10 protein-coding genes are annotated in these 14,554 nt (G+C 70.7%); 8 read left to right on the forward strand and 2 right to left on the reverse strand.

The annotated features are described in order from the left end of the window. Window positions 1-18: 18 nt before the first annotated feature. The 5 genes from BKA22_RS14935 (at window position 19) to BKA22_RS14955 (ending at window position 4,174) form a co-directional block, all read left to right on the forward strand. Window positions 19-315: a PTS sugar transporter subunit IIB gene (locus BKA22_RS14935; RefSeq protein ID WP_146952881.1), complete on the forward strand. Its 297-nt coding sequence runs from the start codon at window positions 19-21 to the stop codon at window positions 313-315. 4 nt (window positions 316-319) lie between these two features. Further along, window positions 320-1,741 (forward strand): glycoside hydrolase family 1 protein, encoded by a 1,422-nt coding sequence (locus tag BKA22_RS14940; protein WP_146952880.1) that lies wholly within the window; start codon window positions 320-322, stop codon window positions 1,739-1,741. An 86-nt stretch (window positions 1,742-1,827) separates the two neighbouring features. Next, on the forward strand, window positions 1,828-2,094 hold the full coding sequence (locus tag BKA22_RS14945; protein WP_146952879.1) for an HPr family phosphocarrier protein: 267 nt from the start codon (window positions 1,828-1,830) through the stop codon (window positions 2,092-2,094). 68 nt (window positions 2,095-2,162) lie between these two features. Further along, window positions 2,163-3,194, forward strand: coding sequence for a Gfo/Idh/MocA family oxidoreductase (locus BKA22_RS14950; protein ID WP_146952878.1), 1,032 nt, complete (start codon window positions 2,163-2,165; stop codon window positions 3,192-3,194). After that, entirely contained in the window at window positions 3,191-4,174 is a 984-nt protein-coding gene (locus tag BKA22_RS14955; RefSeq protein ID WP_146952877.1) for a Gfo/Idh/MocA family protein, read from the forward strand. Before BKA22_RS14950 ends, BKA22_RS14955 begins: the two co-directional genes overlap by 4 nt. Before the next feature lie 13 nt (window positions 4,175-4,187). Here the strand turns inward: BKA22_RS14955 and BKA22_RS14960 are convergent, their stop codons facing one another. Beyond that, complete coding sequence (locus BKA22_RS14960; RefSeq protein WP_146952876.1) at window positions 4,188-4,892, reverse strand: NAD(P)-dependent oxidoreductase; 705 nt, start codon at window positions 4,890-4,892, stop codon at window positions 4,188-4,190. A 98-nt stretch (window positions 4,893-4,990) separates the two neighbouring features. Between BKA22_RS14960 and BKA22_RS14965 the strand changes: the two genes are divergently transcribed. Beyond that, window positions 4,991-5,413 carry a winged helix-turn-helix transcriptional regulator gene (locus BKA22_RS14965; protein WP_146952875.1) on the forward strand — a complete coding sequence of 141 codons (423 nt, stop codon included), beginning with the start codon at window positions 4,991-4,993 and terminating at the stop codon, window positions 5,411-5,413. A 69-nt stretch (window positions 5,414-5,482) separates the two neighbouring features. On the opposite strand, the gene BKA22_RS14970 is transcribed toward BKA22_RS14965, so the two are convergent. Beyond that, window positions 5,483-12,202, reverse strand: a complete 6,720-nt coding sequence (locus tag BKA22_RS14970) for a glycoside hydrolase domain-containing protein (RefSeq protein ID WP_218866691.1) — start codon at window positions 12,200-12,202, stop codon at window positions 5,483-5,485. Between the two features lie 444 nt (window positions 12,203-12,646). Here BKA22_RS14970 and BKA22_RS14975 point away from each other — a divergent pair, with 444 nt between their 5' ends. Both BKA22_RS14975 and BKA22_RS14980 read left to right on the forward strand, forming a co-directional pair. Then, complete coding sequence (locus BKA22_RS14975) at window positions 12,647-13,132, forward strand: tyrosine-type recombinase/integrase (RefSeq protein ID WP_486303637.1); 486 nt, start codon at window positions 12,647-12,649, stop codon at window positions 13,130-13,132. 389 nt (window positions 13,133-13,521) lie between these two features. Further along, window positions 13,522-14,553 (forward strand): LacI family DNA-binding transcriptional regulator, encoded by a 1,032-nt coding sequence (locus tag BKA22_RS14980; protein ID WP_146952873.1) that lies wholly within the window; start codon window positions 13,522-13,524, stop codon window positions 14,551-14,553. Window position 14,554 lies beyond the last annotated feature (1 nt).

The raw sequence follows: 14,554 nt of genomic DNA on the forward strand, positions 1-14,554 counted from the left end.
CTTGCCACGGAGGTCACCATGAACGTCCTGCTCGCCTGCGCCGCGGGTATGTCCACCAGCCTGCTCGTCGCCAACATGCGCAAGTTCGCCGCACCCGGCGACACCATCGAGGCCGTCTCGTTCTCCGAGGTCGCCGACCGCCTCGACGAGTTCGACGTCGTGCTGCTCGGCCCGCAGATCCGGTTCCGGCTCGCCGAGGTCCAGCAGCTGGCCGGCGCGCAGGGCAAGCCGGCGGGCGTCATCGACATGCGCGTCTACGGCACGATGGACGGCGCCTCGGCGCTGGCCCAGGCAACCTCGCTCCTGGCGGCCTGACGCCATGACCTCCACGACCCCGTTCCCGCCCGGATTCCTGTGGGGTGGCGCGACGGCCGCCAACCAGATCGAGGGCGCCTACGACCAGGGCGGCAAGGGCCTGTCCATCCAGGACGTCATGCCGAAGGGCATCGCCGCTCCGCCGACGCAGGAGCCCACGCCCGACAACCTCAAGCTCGAGGCGATCGACTTCTACCACCGGTACGCCGACGACATCGCGCTGTTCGCGGAGATGGGCTTCAAGGTCTTCCGCTTCTCCATCGCGTGGAGCCGGATCTTCCCGCTGGGCGACGAGGCCGAGCCGAACGAGGAGGGCCTGGCGTTCTACGACCGGGTGCTCGACGAGCTCGAGAAGCACGGCATCGAACCGCTGATCACGCTGTCGCACTACGAGACGCCGCTGCACCTGGCACGCACCTACGACGGGTGGCGCTCGCGCAAGCTCATCGGCTTCTACGAGAAGTACGTGCGGACCGTGCTCGAGCGCTACGGCTCGCGCGTGACGTACTGGCTGACGTTCAACGAGATCAACTCCGTGCTGCACGCCCCGCTGCTGTCCGGCGGCATCGCGACCCCGCCCGAGGAGCTGTCGAAGGGTGAGCTGTACCAGGCGGCGCACTACGAGCTCGTCGCCTCGGCGGCCGCCACCCGGATCGCGCACGAGATCAACCCCGACATCAAGGTCGGCTGCATGCTCATCGCGATCCCGGTGTACCCGTTGACCCCGGACCCGGCCGACGCCCTCGCCGTGCAGGCCGCCCAGCACGACAACTACTTCTTCGGCGACATCCACACCCGTGGCGCCTACCCGGGGTATGCCCTGCGGTTCCTGCGTGAGCAGGGGATCGAGCTGGACATCACCGACGAGGACCGTGAGACGTTCACGCACAGCGTCGACTTCGTCTCGTTCTCCTACTACATGTCGGTGTGCCAGACGGGCGACCCGGCCAAGCAGGCGGCCGGCGAGGGCAACATCCTCGGCGGCGTGCCGAACCCGCACCTGCCGGCCTCGCAGTGGGGCTGGCAGATCGATCCGGTGGGTCTGCGGATCATCGCCAACGACTTCTGGGACCGGTGGCGCAAGCCGCTGTTCGTCGTCGAGAACGGCCTGGGGGCCCGCGACGAGCTCGTCGAGGTCGACGGGGTCAGGACGGTCCTGGACGACTACCGGATCGACTACCTCAACGACCACCTGGTGCAGCTCGGTGAGGCGATCGAGGACGGGGTGGAGGTCCTCGGGTACACCACGTGGGGCCCGATCGACCTGGTGTCCGCCTCGACCGCGCAGATGAGCAAGCGGTACGGCTTCATCTACGTCGACCGTCACGACGACGGCTCGGGCAGCCTCGAGCGCTACCGCAAGAAGTCCTTCGACTGGTACGCGCAGGTCATCGCCTCCAACGGCGCCAGCCTCACCCGTCCCTGAACCGCGGTGCGGTGACGTCAGGGGCCCCCGTCCTGACGTCACCGCGCCGTGCCCGAAACCCGACCGTTCCCGAGGAGCGCACCCCGATGATCGCGACCGCCGAGGTCACCGTGACCAACCCCTCCGGCCTGCACGCACGCCCCGCCACCGAGCTCGTCAAGGTGGCCTCCGCCCTGACCTCCACCACACACCTCGTGCTCGACGACCGGACCATCGACGCCCGCTCGGTGCTGTCCGTCATGGGCGCCGCCATCGCCGGTGGCCGGACGCTGACCGTCCGGTGCGAGGGCGAGCAGGCCGACGCCGACCTGCAGGCCGTCGTCGACGCGTTCGCGGCCGGCCTCGGCGAGTGACCGCCGACCCTCCCCACCCAGCAGCAGCAACCGCGCGGCGAGCACCGCCGCCTCGAAGGAGCCTCGTCATGCTCACGATCGCCTACATCGGCAACGGCAAGAGCGCGAACCGCTACCACATGCCGTTCGTCCTGACCCGCCCGGACACCTTCCGCATCAAGACCGTCTACGCCCCGGCCCCGTCCCCGTGGACGCCCGTCGAGGGCGTCACCTACGTCGAGGACCTGCAGGCGATCTGGGACGACCCGCAGATCGACCTCGTCGTGATCTGCACGCCCCACGACACCCACGTCGAGCTCGCCCGCACCGCACTCGAGCACGGCAAGAACGCCCTGGTCGAGAAGCCGTTCGCGCCCACCGCCGCCGAGGCCCGCGAGCTGTTCGCCCTGGCGCAGGCCAAGGGCCTGTTCCTGCAGTGCTTCCAGAACCGGCGGTTCGACGCGGACTTCCTCACCGTGCAGCAGGTCATCGAGTCCGGCGTCCTGGGCGACCTGCTCGAGCTGGAGATGCACTTCGACTACTACCGGCCCGAATGGCCGACGAGCGTCACGCACTTCGACCCCGACTGGTCGTACCTGTACGGGCACGGGGTGCACACCGTCGACCAGGTGCTCGGGTACTTCGGCAGCCCCGACCGGATCCACTCCGAGGTCCGCCAGCTGCTCGGCCCGGGCCGCATGAACGACTACTTCGACCTCGACCTGTACTACGGAACGCTCAAGGTGTCGGTGAAGTCGAGCTTCTTCCGCGTCAAGGAGCGCCCCAGCTTCGTCGTCTACGGCACGAAGGGCACGTTCGTGAAGGCGGTCAAGGACCGTCAGGAGGAGCACCTCAAGCTGTTCTACCTGCCCGGGCAGCCCGGGTTCGGCGTCGACCTGCCCGAGCACTACGGCACGCTGACCTACTACGACGAGGACGGGGTCTTCCACGAGGAGAAGGTGATCTCGCAGGTCGGCGACTACGGCCGCGTCTACGACGGTGTGCACGCCTCGATCGTCGACAGCGCACCCAAGGTCGTGCAGGACGAGCAGACCATCGAGCTGATCCAGATCCTCGAGGACGCCATCCGCCCGCTCGTCGAGCAGGAGGCCGGCCGATGAACCTCGCGATCCTCGGGTCGGGCATGATCGTGCGCGACTTCCTGTCGATCTCCCACGAGATCCCCGGCCTGGCCCTGCGCGCGATCTTCGGGCTGGAGTCCGTGCGTCCCGACCTGGACGAGCTCAGCGCGACGTACGCGATCCCGGCCGTCTACACGGACCTCGACGCGTGCCTGGCAGACCCCGACGTCGACACCGTCTACGTCGGCCTCCCCAACTCGCTGCACGCACCGTTCGCCAAGCGGGCCCTGCTGGCGGGCAAGCACGTGATCTGCGAGAAGCCGTTCACGCTGAGCGTGGCCGACCTGGCCGAGCTGCGGGCGATCGCGCAGGAGCGTGACCTCATCCTCGTCGAGGGGGTCACGACCCAGTACCTGTCGAACTACCGGGCGATCAAGGAGAGCCTGCCGCAGCTCGGTGAGCTCAAGCTGGTGCAGTGCGAGTACTCCCAGTACTCCTCGCGGTACCCGGCGTTCCGGGAGGGCACCGTGCTGCCCGCGTTCGACCCGGCGATGGGCGGCGGGGCGCTGATGGACATCGGCGTCTACACGCTGCACTTCGTCGCCGGTCTGCTAGGACGGCCGCAGACCATCAGCTACACCGCGAACGTCGAACGCGGCGTGGACACCTCGGGCGTCGTCGTGCTCGACTACGGCACCTGCACCGCGGTCCTGGTCTGCGCGAAGGACTCCGGGGGCCTGATCCGCACCAAGCTGCAGGGCAACGACGGCACGATCCTGATGACCAGCCCGCCGAACATCTGCGACGACTTCTCGATCACGCTGCGCGGGCAGGAGACGCAGGTCGTGGACCGCAAGGTGCACGAGCACCGCATGGTCGAGGAGTTCCGCGCGTTCGAGGCCATGATCCGCACCCGGGACCTGGCCGAGCGCGACGCCCGGCTCGACCACTCCGAGCTCGTCCTCGAGCTCGCCGCGGCGGCGCTGGCATCAGCGGGCATCCGGCTGGGTCCTGCCTGACAGGTCGTCCCGGTCAGCCGGGGACCGCCCGGTCGGCGTGCGTGCTGGTGGCGGGCGCCGCTGCCGAGGCGCCCCGTGGGGGCTGTCGACCCGTGGTCAGGACCGCGGTGCGCCGCGACCACGCGTCGCCCGTGGCTGCCTCGAGGAGGAAGCCGGCGACATCCGCGCGGGAGACGCGCGGCAGGCCCGGGAGCCGGTCGAGGTCGGTGAGGTCGACGGCGCGGAACCGGGGTGACCTGCCCTTGTTGGTCAGCAGGACCGGGTACGCGAGGGTCCAGTCGAGACCGGACGCTGTCAGCGCGCGCTCCCCGGCGGCCTTGTCGGCGTAGATCGCCTTGCCGCCGCCGTTGTACATGAGCTGCGCCAGGCGCGACGCCTTGTCCAGCGAGGCGCCCACACCGAACGCCGACATGATGAGGACCCGCTGGACCCCGCTGCGCTGGGCGGCAGCGGTGATCGTGCTCACGGCCCTCTCGCTGAAGCCGTTGGGCCTGCCGCTGCTGAGCCCGAGCGTGCTGACCACGGCGTCCGTCCCGCGCATCGCCACAGTCATCGCCTCGACGTCGAGCACATCGCCGACCACGGCGGTCAGGCGGTCGTGCGCGGCGAGCTTCTCCGGGCTGCGCACGTAGGCGACCACGTCGTGACCGGCGGCCAGGGCCTCCTCCGCGACCAGGGTGCCTGTGCTCCCGGTGGCCCCCAGGACGAAGAGCTTCATGGTCGACACCTTCCCTCGAGTGCGGCGTGAGGACGGCCGCTTCCCAGACGTTAGCGCTATCAAGAGGGAAGTGCTAACTGGTGACTAGCATCGTCGTCATGAGTCGAGCGACCGAGCGGGCCGACGGGATGAGCGTGTTCGACCCGGGATGCACCTCGCGGAGCGTGCTGGAGCACGCGACCGGCCGGTGGGGGGCGCTGACGCTGGCCGCGCTGGTCGACGGTCCACTGCGGTTCGCGCAGGTTCGGCGGGCGGTCAGCGGGGTCTCGGACCGGATGCTCTCCCAGACCCTCCAGCGTCTGGAGGCCGACGGGCTCCTCTCGCGCACCCAGCACTCCGTGATCCCGCCGCGGGTGGACTACGAGCTGACCGACCTGGGGCGGCCGATCGCGGCGCGCATCTGCGACCTGATCGACGCCATCTACGACCAGCTCCCCGGAATCGTGACCCACCAGCGCGCTCGTGCCGACGGCATCGGCGGCATCGACCTCCCCGAGACCGGTGAGCCGCCCGCCTCGTAGGCGACCGTCGCCGGCGCAGACGGCGCCGTCACACGCGGTGCGACTCGATCGACCGCCTCGCGGCCCCAGTCACCGCCTCCGGCCCCGGCGTGCGAGCGCCACCGTCGCCAACCCGGCCAGGAGCAGCGCGATCGTGACGGCGAGCAGCCATCCGAGCTCGGCGCCCGTCATGGCCAGAGCCCCCGTGCGGCTCTGGCCGGGGGAATCGCCCGCCGAGACCGCACCAGAGCCATCGGTGCCCGCCGACGCGTCACCACCGGGAACGGCCGCGGCGACCGTGCGGTGCACGAGGACCGTGTAGGCGCTGCTGAAGCGCCCGTTCGCGGACGTCACCGTGAGCGTGCTGACCTCAGCCTTGCCATGCGTGCCCGGTTGGGTGACGGTCTGGCTCCCCTCGGTCGCGCTCGCGCTCGCCCCGTCGGCTGCCGCAGTCAGCGCGACGGCGGGTGCCGCCGCGCCCGCCGCCCAGTCGATGACGTAGGTGCGCGTCGTGGGGCTGAAGCCGTCGACCGGGGTGGCGTCCACCGTGACGGCGCTCGCGCTCGTCACGCTCGCCCGGGTGTCGTCGCCGTGGTTCGTCACGGTGACGCTCCCGTCGGCCGCGAGGAGGACGTCGGCCGTCATCGCGGCGGCGAGGTTGAGGCGCTGCCAGCTGGCGTCGCCCTCCGAGGTGAGGTCGAGCGGGTAGCCCGAGTCGAGTGCGGTCTGCTCGAGGACCTCGACGCGCTGCGCGGTGGTGAGGCTCGGGAAGGCGGTGCTGAGCAGGGCCGCCGCCTCGTCCGGGACCGTGATGGCCTGCCCGGCCGCGCCGACCTGGGAGAAGCCGTAGCTGAGCCGGGAGGTGTACCGGTCCACCGCGGCCGTCTCGTCGAGGGCGTCGTACGGGTCGCCCTGGCACTCGGCGAGAGTGTCGCCGTACCCGTGCTCCCGGCAGGCGGTCAGGAGCACGTTCTCGATCTCGGCGTGCGCCGACTCCAGCAGCGGGGCGAACTCCGGGTCCGCCCACCGGTGCGCGACCGTCGCCTGCGAGACCATGCGGCCGCCCATGACGTCGAGCGGGTAGTGGAAGCCCAGGACGATGCGGTTGTCGCCGTACTCGGAGGTCCGGGCAAGGATCCCGGACGACAGCTCCGGCAGCAGCGTCGCCAGCAGCGTGCCTGCGGTGTACCCACCGTAGGTGTGCCCGCTCGGGAAAGATCCGCTCGTGGTCAACCCGGCGTAGGAGCCGTTGTTCGACTCGTAGATCTTGCCGCCCTCACCCACGAATCCGAGCCGCACGTACGGGCGCTGGTAGGCGTACGTGCTCTTGGCCGCCTCCACGACGTCCAGCCCGGACGTCACCCGGCCGAACAGTGCGCTCGTCTCTGGCAGCCGGCCTGACTGCAGGGCGTCCAGGTAGAGCGGACCGAGCTGGGAGCCCAGCCCGTCGGCCATGGTGAGGGTCGGGCTGTTGTCCGCGTCGATCTCGGCGCGGTCGACCTGGGCGGCGGACGCCGCGTGGTTGATCCCGACGGCGATGGTGTCGTTCTCGGCGCTCACCGCCTCGGTGGCACCCACGGAGGCGTTCTCGGCGAGGACATCGGTGCCGAGCGAGCGCTCCCCGCGCAGCAGGTAGACGAACATGCTCTCGCCGGTGGGGGTCGCCGGCCAGGAGTCCGAGGCGTACCCCGACGCGGACGCCAGGGCCACGGCCTCACCGCTCACGCCCGCACGTGTCGCCTCGGGGGCGACCGCCACCGAGGCTGCGGCCGGACCCGTGGTGACCGCGGCCGTGGGCGCCGACGGCGCGGAGGTGCCCGCCGCGTTGACCGCGCTCACGACGGCCCTGTACGAGGCACCGACCGGCAGCAGGGCGAAGGTGACCGACCGTTGCGTCGGGTCGTCGATGCGCACCTGGTGGTCGTCGCCGAGCGCGACCACGAAGCCGGTCACGGGCGAGCCGCCGTCGGCGGCGGGTGAGGTCCACTCGACGGTGACGCTGGACGCCTCGGCCGTGGCGGAGGTCGCAGCCGGCGCCGCGGGGACGCTGGCGTCACGCACGACGAGTGCCGAGAGCGCCGCCGACAGCGCCTCGCCGGCCGACGCGAGCTGGCTGTCGGTGGCACCGTCGAGTGCGAGCACCTGGTGGGCGCGTGCGAGCGCCTCCTGCAGGTCTGCCCAGGAGTCGCTCGTGTACCGCTCGTCGACGACGGCCGTCGCGGTGGCGATCAGATGGTCGAGGAGCAGACGGGCCCGGGGGACGAGCTGGCCCGCCGCCAGCCGCAGGGTCCGCGCCTGCCGGTCGACCTCGTCCTGCGTGGCCGGTGTCGTGGTGAGCATGGCTCGGGCGGCCGTGAGCTCACGCACGAAGGCCGCGAGGTCGACGGCACCGTAGCGCGCACCGTCCTGCTCGAGGTGGGCCACCTCGTCGACCGCAGCCTGCAGCTCGCTCAGGTCGACCGGCCCGTCGCCGGCGTCGTCCGCAGCGGGCAGGAAGGTGAGCACGTCCAGGTTCGCCACGTACGGGTGGGTCGAGTCGGGGGTGGTGACCAGGCGAAGGAACACCCGGTGCGTACCTGTGATCGCGGGCAGGTCAACGGCGGTCGTGCCCGCCGCCGTCCACGACGACCCGGTCACCGGCAGCGGGATCGTCGCGTAGGGCGTCCCGGGGCTGGACGCGTCGAAGTGGTCCAGGTAGAGCTGGATCCCGGAGCCCGTGCCGCACCGGGAGGAGTTGTTGACGTAGTGGACCTGCACGCGGTCGTGCGGGTTCGCGCCGAAGTCGATCTCGCCGTAGTCGAGCCACGCGGTGTTGCTCGTGCCCCCCAGGTCGGTGACGGTGGTGCCGTCGCTCCAGGTGGAGGTCTCCTTCTTCAGGCCGCCGCCGCTGTTGGCCACCCAGGCCGCCGCCTGGAGGGTGACGTCCTGGACGGGGCTGCGGGTCAGCTCGAAGGAGGTCACGTTGGCGACGTACGGCTGGGCGGCGGACTGCGTCGAGGACAGGAAGGACGCGTAGACGTCCTGGACGCCGGCGAACACGGTCGGGTCCAGCTCGACGACCGAGGTGCCGATCGTTCCCCACCCGGAGCCGGTGTACGCCAGCGGGACGTCCACGACGGTGTCGCTGTCGGGCGAGCCCAGCCGCAGCTCGATGTGCGAGTCGGACGCCGCGCGGCCCGAGGGCTTGTCGTACGTCACCGTGAGGCTGTCGGCGCCCGCGCCGAGGTCCCGGGCGCTCCACAGCGCCCACGCCCCGTTCGTGACGTTCTCGAACTTCCCTCCGGTCAGCTTCAGCGCGCGGTCCCCGTCGCCGGTCTGCGAGACGTTCGTCGCGGTGAGCGCGGCGACGGAGACCGGCTCGTCCCCGGTGGTCGCCGGCGTCGAGCTCAGCTGGAACCAGTCGAAGTTGGCGACCCACTGCCGTCCGTCGGGGGCGCCGAAGACGAAGGTGAGCTGCTTCGCGTCCTGCAACGCCTGCGGGTCGGTGACCTCGGCGGATGCCGTCCTGTAGTACTGCCACCCGTCGGTACCCGGCAGCGAGACGGTGGCGACCACCGGCCCGTCGGTCCCACCGGCGTGCAGCTCGACCGTGCTCGGTGTCGCGGTGCTGGCCGCGGAGCTCGCGTAGCGCACGTCGACACGCACCGGGGCGACACCGGCGAAGTCCAGGCCGTCGTACCGGACCCAGGCACCGTCGGTCACCCCGCCGATGTTGCCGTTCGAGTAGTACGCCTCCCGCGACAGCGAGCCGCCGCTCCACTCGTCCGACGACTCGGCCTCGAGGACGCGGTACGCGCCCTCGTCGAGGGCCAGGGTGTCGGCGGCGGACTGCAGCGCATCCTGGGCGCCGCGCAGTCGCGCGCTGGTGGCCGTGGCGTCGGCGACCGCCGTCTGCGCACGCTGGAGCGCGCCGAGGAACGCCTGGTAGGACGCGGGGGAGTACGAACCCGGCTGAACCAGCACCGCCTCGTCGACCAGCGTCTGCAGGGCCACCCGGTCGGCCGAGGCGACGGACAGCGCCAGCGGGCTCAGACCCGAGACCCCCGGCCCGGTCACCTGCCCGGCCGTGAGGCCGTCCGCGAACGCTGCGTCCGTGAAGGTGAGGAAGAACTTGGCGTTGGTCGTCGTCCGCCCGGACAGGCGCACCGACACGGACTGCGGGCCGAGCACGAGCACGTCGGCCGTCACCCCGTCGGGCAGGCCGGTGACGCTCGCCGCGCCGCGGGCGACGAGGCTGGCCCCGCTCGACCCGGCGAACCGGGCGCCGTCCTGCAGGGTGAGCGTCACCCCGGCGTCCACGGACCCGTCGGCCGCAGCCTCCACCGACGTGGAGCTCGCGGTCACCTCCACGGTGCTGGGCGCCGGGTCGGTGCCGTCGCCCGCCGTGCTCAGCGAGTAGGCGGGCTCGGTGTGCGCTCCCCAGCCCGACGGTGCCGACCCCATCGTGAACGCGAGGGAGCCGCCCGCCAGGACGTCGGCGTAGTCGAGCCACGTGTTGCCGAAGGTCTGCCCGTCGAGCGTCGCCGACTGGATGTAGTAGTCGTCGGGCGAGACCCCGTCCGCAGTGACCGTGAAGGATGACCCGCTCGCGTAGCGGATGGTCGCCGAGTCGAAGAACGGCGTGCCGATCTGGTACTCGGAGGACCCCGCCGTGACCGGGAACAGGCCCAGGGCTGCGGCCACGAACATCGTCGACATCGTGCCGGCGTCGTTGTCCATCGTCGGCAGGAACCCGGAGGGGTCGAGGTCGTAGACCTTGGTCTTGACCGGGGGCGTCAGCTCGCCGTTGCTGCTGGGCAGCTCGTTGGTGCTGCCGGTCGCGATGTAGCGGTTCCACGTCTGCCCCGTGTAGATCGCGCGGACCCACTTCTGGGTCTGCGCCGGCTCGCCGACGTAGTTGAAGAGGTACGGCGCCTGCAGGTCGATCTCGTTGGCGTTCGAGTGCAGCATCCCGGACCCGTCGTCGGGACCGTCCTCGCCGAACAGGTGCTCGAGCGCGAGCCGGGTCGCATCCAGGCCACCCATGGCCTCGGTGAGTCCTGCCATGTCGTACGCGTCGTACCAGTGGTACTGCCACAGCGTGCCCTGGTAGAGCGAGGTCGCCCCGAACGACTCGTAGTCCACCGAACCCCACGCGCCCTCGGAGCTCCGTGGCGTCAGCAGGCCGACCTTCGTGCCGTCCGAGGCGGTCCAGGCGCCTGGCTTGATCAGGTTGTCGATCGGCAGCGATGCCTGCTCGCGCAGCGTCTGCGCGTCATCGCTGTGGCCGAGCGCGTCGGCGACGATCGACAGCGCCCAGTCGTCGTAGGCGCGCTGCACAGAGATGCCCGGGTCGTTCGAGACGTACCCCTGCCGCAGTTGCTCACCGGTCGAGTAGCCCGTGTAGTCGCGCAGCGCCGGCCACGCCTCGTCCAGCCGGTCGAACCCGGTGTACCCCTTCGACAGGGCGTCAGCGAGGATCACAGCAGACCGCTCCCACCGCACGGTGGGCACCGACTGGGTGAGCTCGCCGAGGCCCTTGCCGGACTGCGCGGTGTCGGCGAACAGCACGACGAGGGACTGGACCAGGTCGCGGTACAGATCCGGGGCGACGTAGGCGAGCACCGAGTACTTGCGGAAGTCGTCCCAGGAGGACCACCCGTCGTAGTAGGTGAAGTCGTCGGCCCGGTGCACGGCACCGTCGACGCCGCGATAGGTGCCCTCGGTGCTGGTCGCGTTCACCGGGAGGGCGAACATCCGGTACAGGTGCGTGTAGAACAGCCGGATCAGTGAGCCGTCCGGGTCGCTGATCAGCGAGGCGGACACGTCGACCGTGGCGAGGCGGTCCTGCCATGCCTGGTGCGTCTGCTCCCGCACCTCGTCGAAGCCCAGACCCTCGAGCTCGACGCCCTGGTCGGTGCGTGCCTGCTCCGCGCTGATCGGCGAGATGGTCACCCGAAGTCCGATGTCGTCGGCCGCGGACGGGTCGAACGCGAGGATCACGCCGGTGTCGGAGCCGTCCTGAGTCGTCGCGTCCGTCAGCGCGCCCGCGTCCGACCAGGTCTGCACGCCCGTGACCGGGCGGGTCGTCTCGGCGTAGTAGGACAGCTCGTAGGGGTACCCGTTGAACGCCCCGGCAACCGTCCCGGAGAGGGTGGCGCGCCCATCCGGGAGTGAGCCGACGTCCACCGACGAGCTCGTGCGGCCGGTGAAGTTGTTCGCGAGATCGACCACGAGCGACGGGGTGGCACCCTCCGGGAACGCGTACCGGTGCACTGCCGTGCGTGTGGTGGCCGTCACCTCCGCATCGATCGTCGCGCCGCTGGTGCTGACCGCGCCGTCCGTGCCCGTGATGTCCGCCAGCGCGACCCGGTAGTAGCCCGGGCTCGCCTCCTCGTCGTCGTGCGAGAACGCGTGGGCGTAGGACGCCGTGCTCGGGCGAGCGGAGTACCGGACCTGCGTCGGCACGACCAGGATGTCGCCACCGCCCCCGGAACCGCCCACACCGTCGAGGTTCGTCTGCGTGAACCCGGCGATCTGGTCCTCGGTGTAGTCGTAGCCCGAGTGGTTCCGGTTCGGCGTGGTGAGCGGATTCACCTTCGCGATGCCGTTCGGGGCCTGAGCGCCCGGCAGGTCGTTGCCGTCGTCTCCGGCCGTCGACACGAACGGGTCGACGTACGACGTGTAGTCGGTCGACGAGGCGCCCGCCTCGAGCGAGGTCGGCGCGTCCTGAGCGGGGACCGCCGCGCTCGCGGTGGACAAGGCCGTCATCGCCGTCAGGGCGAGCGTGAGTGCTGCCGACACAGGTCGGGCGTGGACGAGCAGGGGCACCGGATCTCCAACCTCAGCAGCCTGCAACGGGCCGGGGTAGCCGTCTACCTCCGTGGCCCGTGCCGCCGAGGCAGTCGATACCCGCGGGTGAAACTGCAGGTGAACGCACGGGATCCAGCGAACGGATGCCTGAGGCAACTTTGATGACGGGCGATCACAACAGCGGCTCGCGCCCTGGGGACCGAGTGCGACCAGGCGCCGAGTGGCTGATCGCACCCCTGGGCCGCTGTCGTCGCGCATGCGCACGCGCCGGTTGGTGAAGTCGGTGTAGCCGTTGACGCCTGCCGGGCAGGTTGCCCCGGTCGAGGGTGTACCCGTCGTCGCGCACGAGACCAGCGAGGGCACGTATTGGGCACGACAGCACGAAGGCCCCCTCGAGAGGGGGCCTGACCTGCGGACGCGCTATTGCACGTTAGTTGCACGCGCCGACAGGCGGGGGAGGTTGTGACGCGAGCTCGACGGTCGTGGGGCAGCATCCGCAATCTCCCGTCCAAACGCTACAAGGCGACCTACACCGGACCGGATCTGGCCCGGTACGTCGGCCCGGACACGTTCGCCACCCGCGTGGCAGCTGAGACGTGGCTCTTGAAGGTCCGTCAGACCATCGACGACGGCAGCTGGGCGTCGTTGCTCGCCCATGCTGACGACCCGGAGCCGACACCGCCGCCGACGCTTCGGGCCTATGCGGAGGAGTGGCTGGACGGACGCGACCTCAAGCCCCGCACGCGTCAGCACTGCCGGCAGACTCTCGACTCACGGATCCTGCCGGAGTTCGGAGGCCGCGTGCTCACCGAGGTCACGCCGGCCGAGGTCCGTGCATGGCACGCTGCGCTCGATCCGACGAAGCCGACGATCCGCGCCCACTCGTACGCTCTCCTGAGGACGCTCTCCTCCACGGCGGTCGCCGACGAGCTCGTCGAGGCGAACTGAAGGCCGCCGGGTCGGTGACTCGCGCGAAGACGACTCGGCCCGCGACGCTGACCGAGCTGGAGGTGATCGTCCGCGGTGACGCGCGGTGGTTGACCCCGCGGGCAGGTGCTGTGCACGTCTCGTGGCGGCCGGTGGAAGCTGATCCCTTCACGCCGGGAGCGCGACCCGCGGGTCGAAGGGCCCCCGGTGGACTGCCCGCACCCGCAGCATCGCGCGGTGTGCCGCCCCCTCGTAGACCGGTCTTCGACCGCAGGTCGGTCGTCGTGCTCCATCGAGGGCCCGAGGCTGGATCGAGGGCCTAAACTGCCTCTTGGAGTCCTGCGTCGTCGCTGTAGACCGGACGATCCCCACCGCATCGCGCGGGCGGACACATTGAGCGGGGGCAAGTCGTGAGTACGCAGGACGGTCGCGCTCAGGCGCCGAAGCGAGCGACGATCACCGACGTCGCCCGCGTCGCAGGCGTGTCCCGGGGGGCCGTCTCGAAGGTCATCCGCGACGCCTACGGCGTCTCGCCTGCGATGCGCGCGCGTGTGGAGGAGGCGATCGAGCGGTTGGCCTACAGGCCCCGGACGGCCGCCCGGGCTTTGCGGGGGTCGGGCTTCACGATCGGACTGGCGCTGCCGGTGTTCGGGAACGACTTCTTCAGCCAGATCGTGCTGGGCGTGAACGAGACGCTTGCGGGCACGGGTTACCGGTTCATCCTCGCGCCGGACACCAGCGAGTCATCCTCGAGCCATACGCTCGATGCCCTCGCTGATCGAGAGGTCGACGGGATCATCGCGGTCTCGCCGATGGTCTCGACCGACTGGCTGGAGAACCTCGCGCGGTATGTGCCGGTGGTGGTGATCGGGCGCCACGACATGCCTGCCGGGTACGACACGGTCAACGGTGACGACGCCGCGGGCGCCCGGCTGGTGATGAACCACCTGCTCGAGCAGGGGCATCGGCGCATCGTGCACCTGACCGGTGACTATGTGCAGGTCGCGGCCCGACCCGCCGACCCGCACTCGATCCGTTCGGTCGTCTTCCGCGAGATGATGCTGAGCGCTGGACTCGTCCCGCGGCAGGTGACCACCGCGGCAGACCCGGCCGCCATAGTGGCCTGCGTGCGCGATCTACTCGCGGGCGATGAACCTCCTACGGCGATCTTCGCCGCGCACGACTTCCTCGCGATCCACGCGTTGCGGGTCGTCGCGACCAGCGAACCGAGGGTGGCGATCGCCGGGTACGACGGGGTGGACATCGCCAGTCACCCGATGATCTCGCTGACGACAGTGGACCAGCGCGGCGTCGAGATCGGCCGCACGGCGGCCACGCTGCTGCTCGAGCGCATCAAGGGCCGCACGACGCCCGCTCGACACGTTTCGACGCCAGAGCTGCTGATCCGACGTTCGACCGCCCCGGACGGGGCCACCGGCTGAC

It is taken from the genome of Cellulomonas soli (assembly GCF_013409305.1).
Classification (GTDB): Bacteria; Actinomycetota; Actinomycetes; order Actinomycetales; family Cellulomonadaceae; genus Cellulomonas; species Cellulomonas soli.

What these genes read in the sequence shown, in the direction of transcription:
- BKA22_RS14965 (WP_146952875.1), top strand. Translation starts at nt 4,991, where the DNA reads ATGAGTCGAGCGACCGAGCGGGCCGACGGGATGAGCGTGTTCGACCCG.
- BKA22_RS14950 (WP_146952878.1), top strand. Translation starts at nt 2,163, where the DNA reads ATGCTCACGATCGCCTACATCGGCAACGGCAAGAGCGCGAACCGCTAC.
- BKA22_RS14935 (WP_146952881.1), top strand. Translation starts at nt 19, where the DNA reads ATGAACGTCCTGCTCGCCTGCGCCGCGGGTATGTCCACCAGCCTGCTC.
- BKA22_RS14955 (WP_146952877.1), top strand. Translation starts at nt 3,191, where the DNA reads ATGAACCTCGCGATCCTCGGGTCGGGCATGATCGTGCGCGACTTCCTG.
- BKA22_RS14940 (WP_146952880.1), top strand. Translation starts at nt 320, where the DNA reads ATGACCTCCACGACCCCGTTCCCGCCCGGATTCCTGTGGGGTGGCGCG.
- BKA22_RS14960 (WP_146952876.1), bottom strand. Translation starts at nt 4,892, where the DNA reads ATGAAGCTCTTCGTCCTGGGGGCCACCGGGAGCACAGGCACCCTGGTC.
- BKA22_RS14945 (WP_146952879.1), top strand. Translation starts at nt 1,828, where the DNA reads ATGATCGCGACCGCCGAGGTCACCGTGACCAACCCCTCCGGCCTGCAC.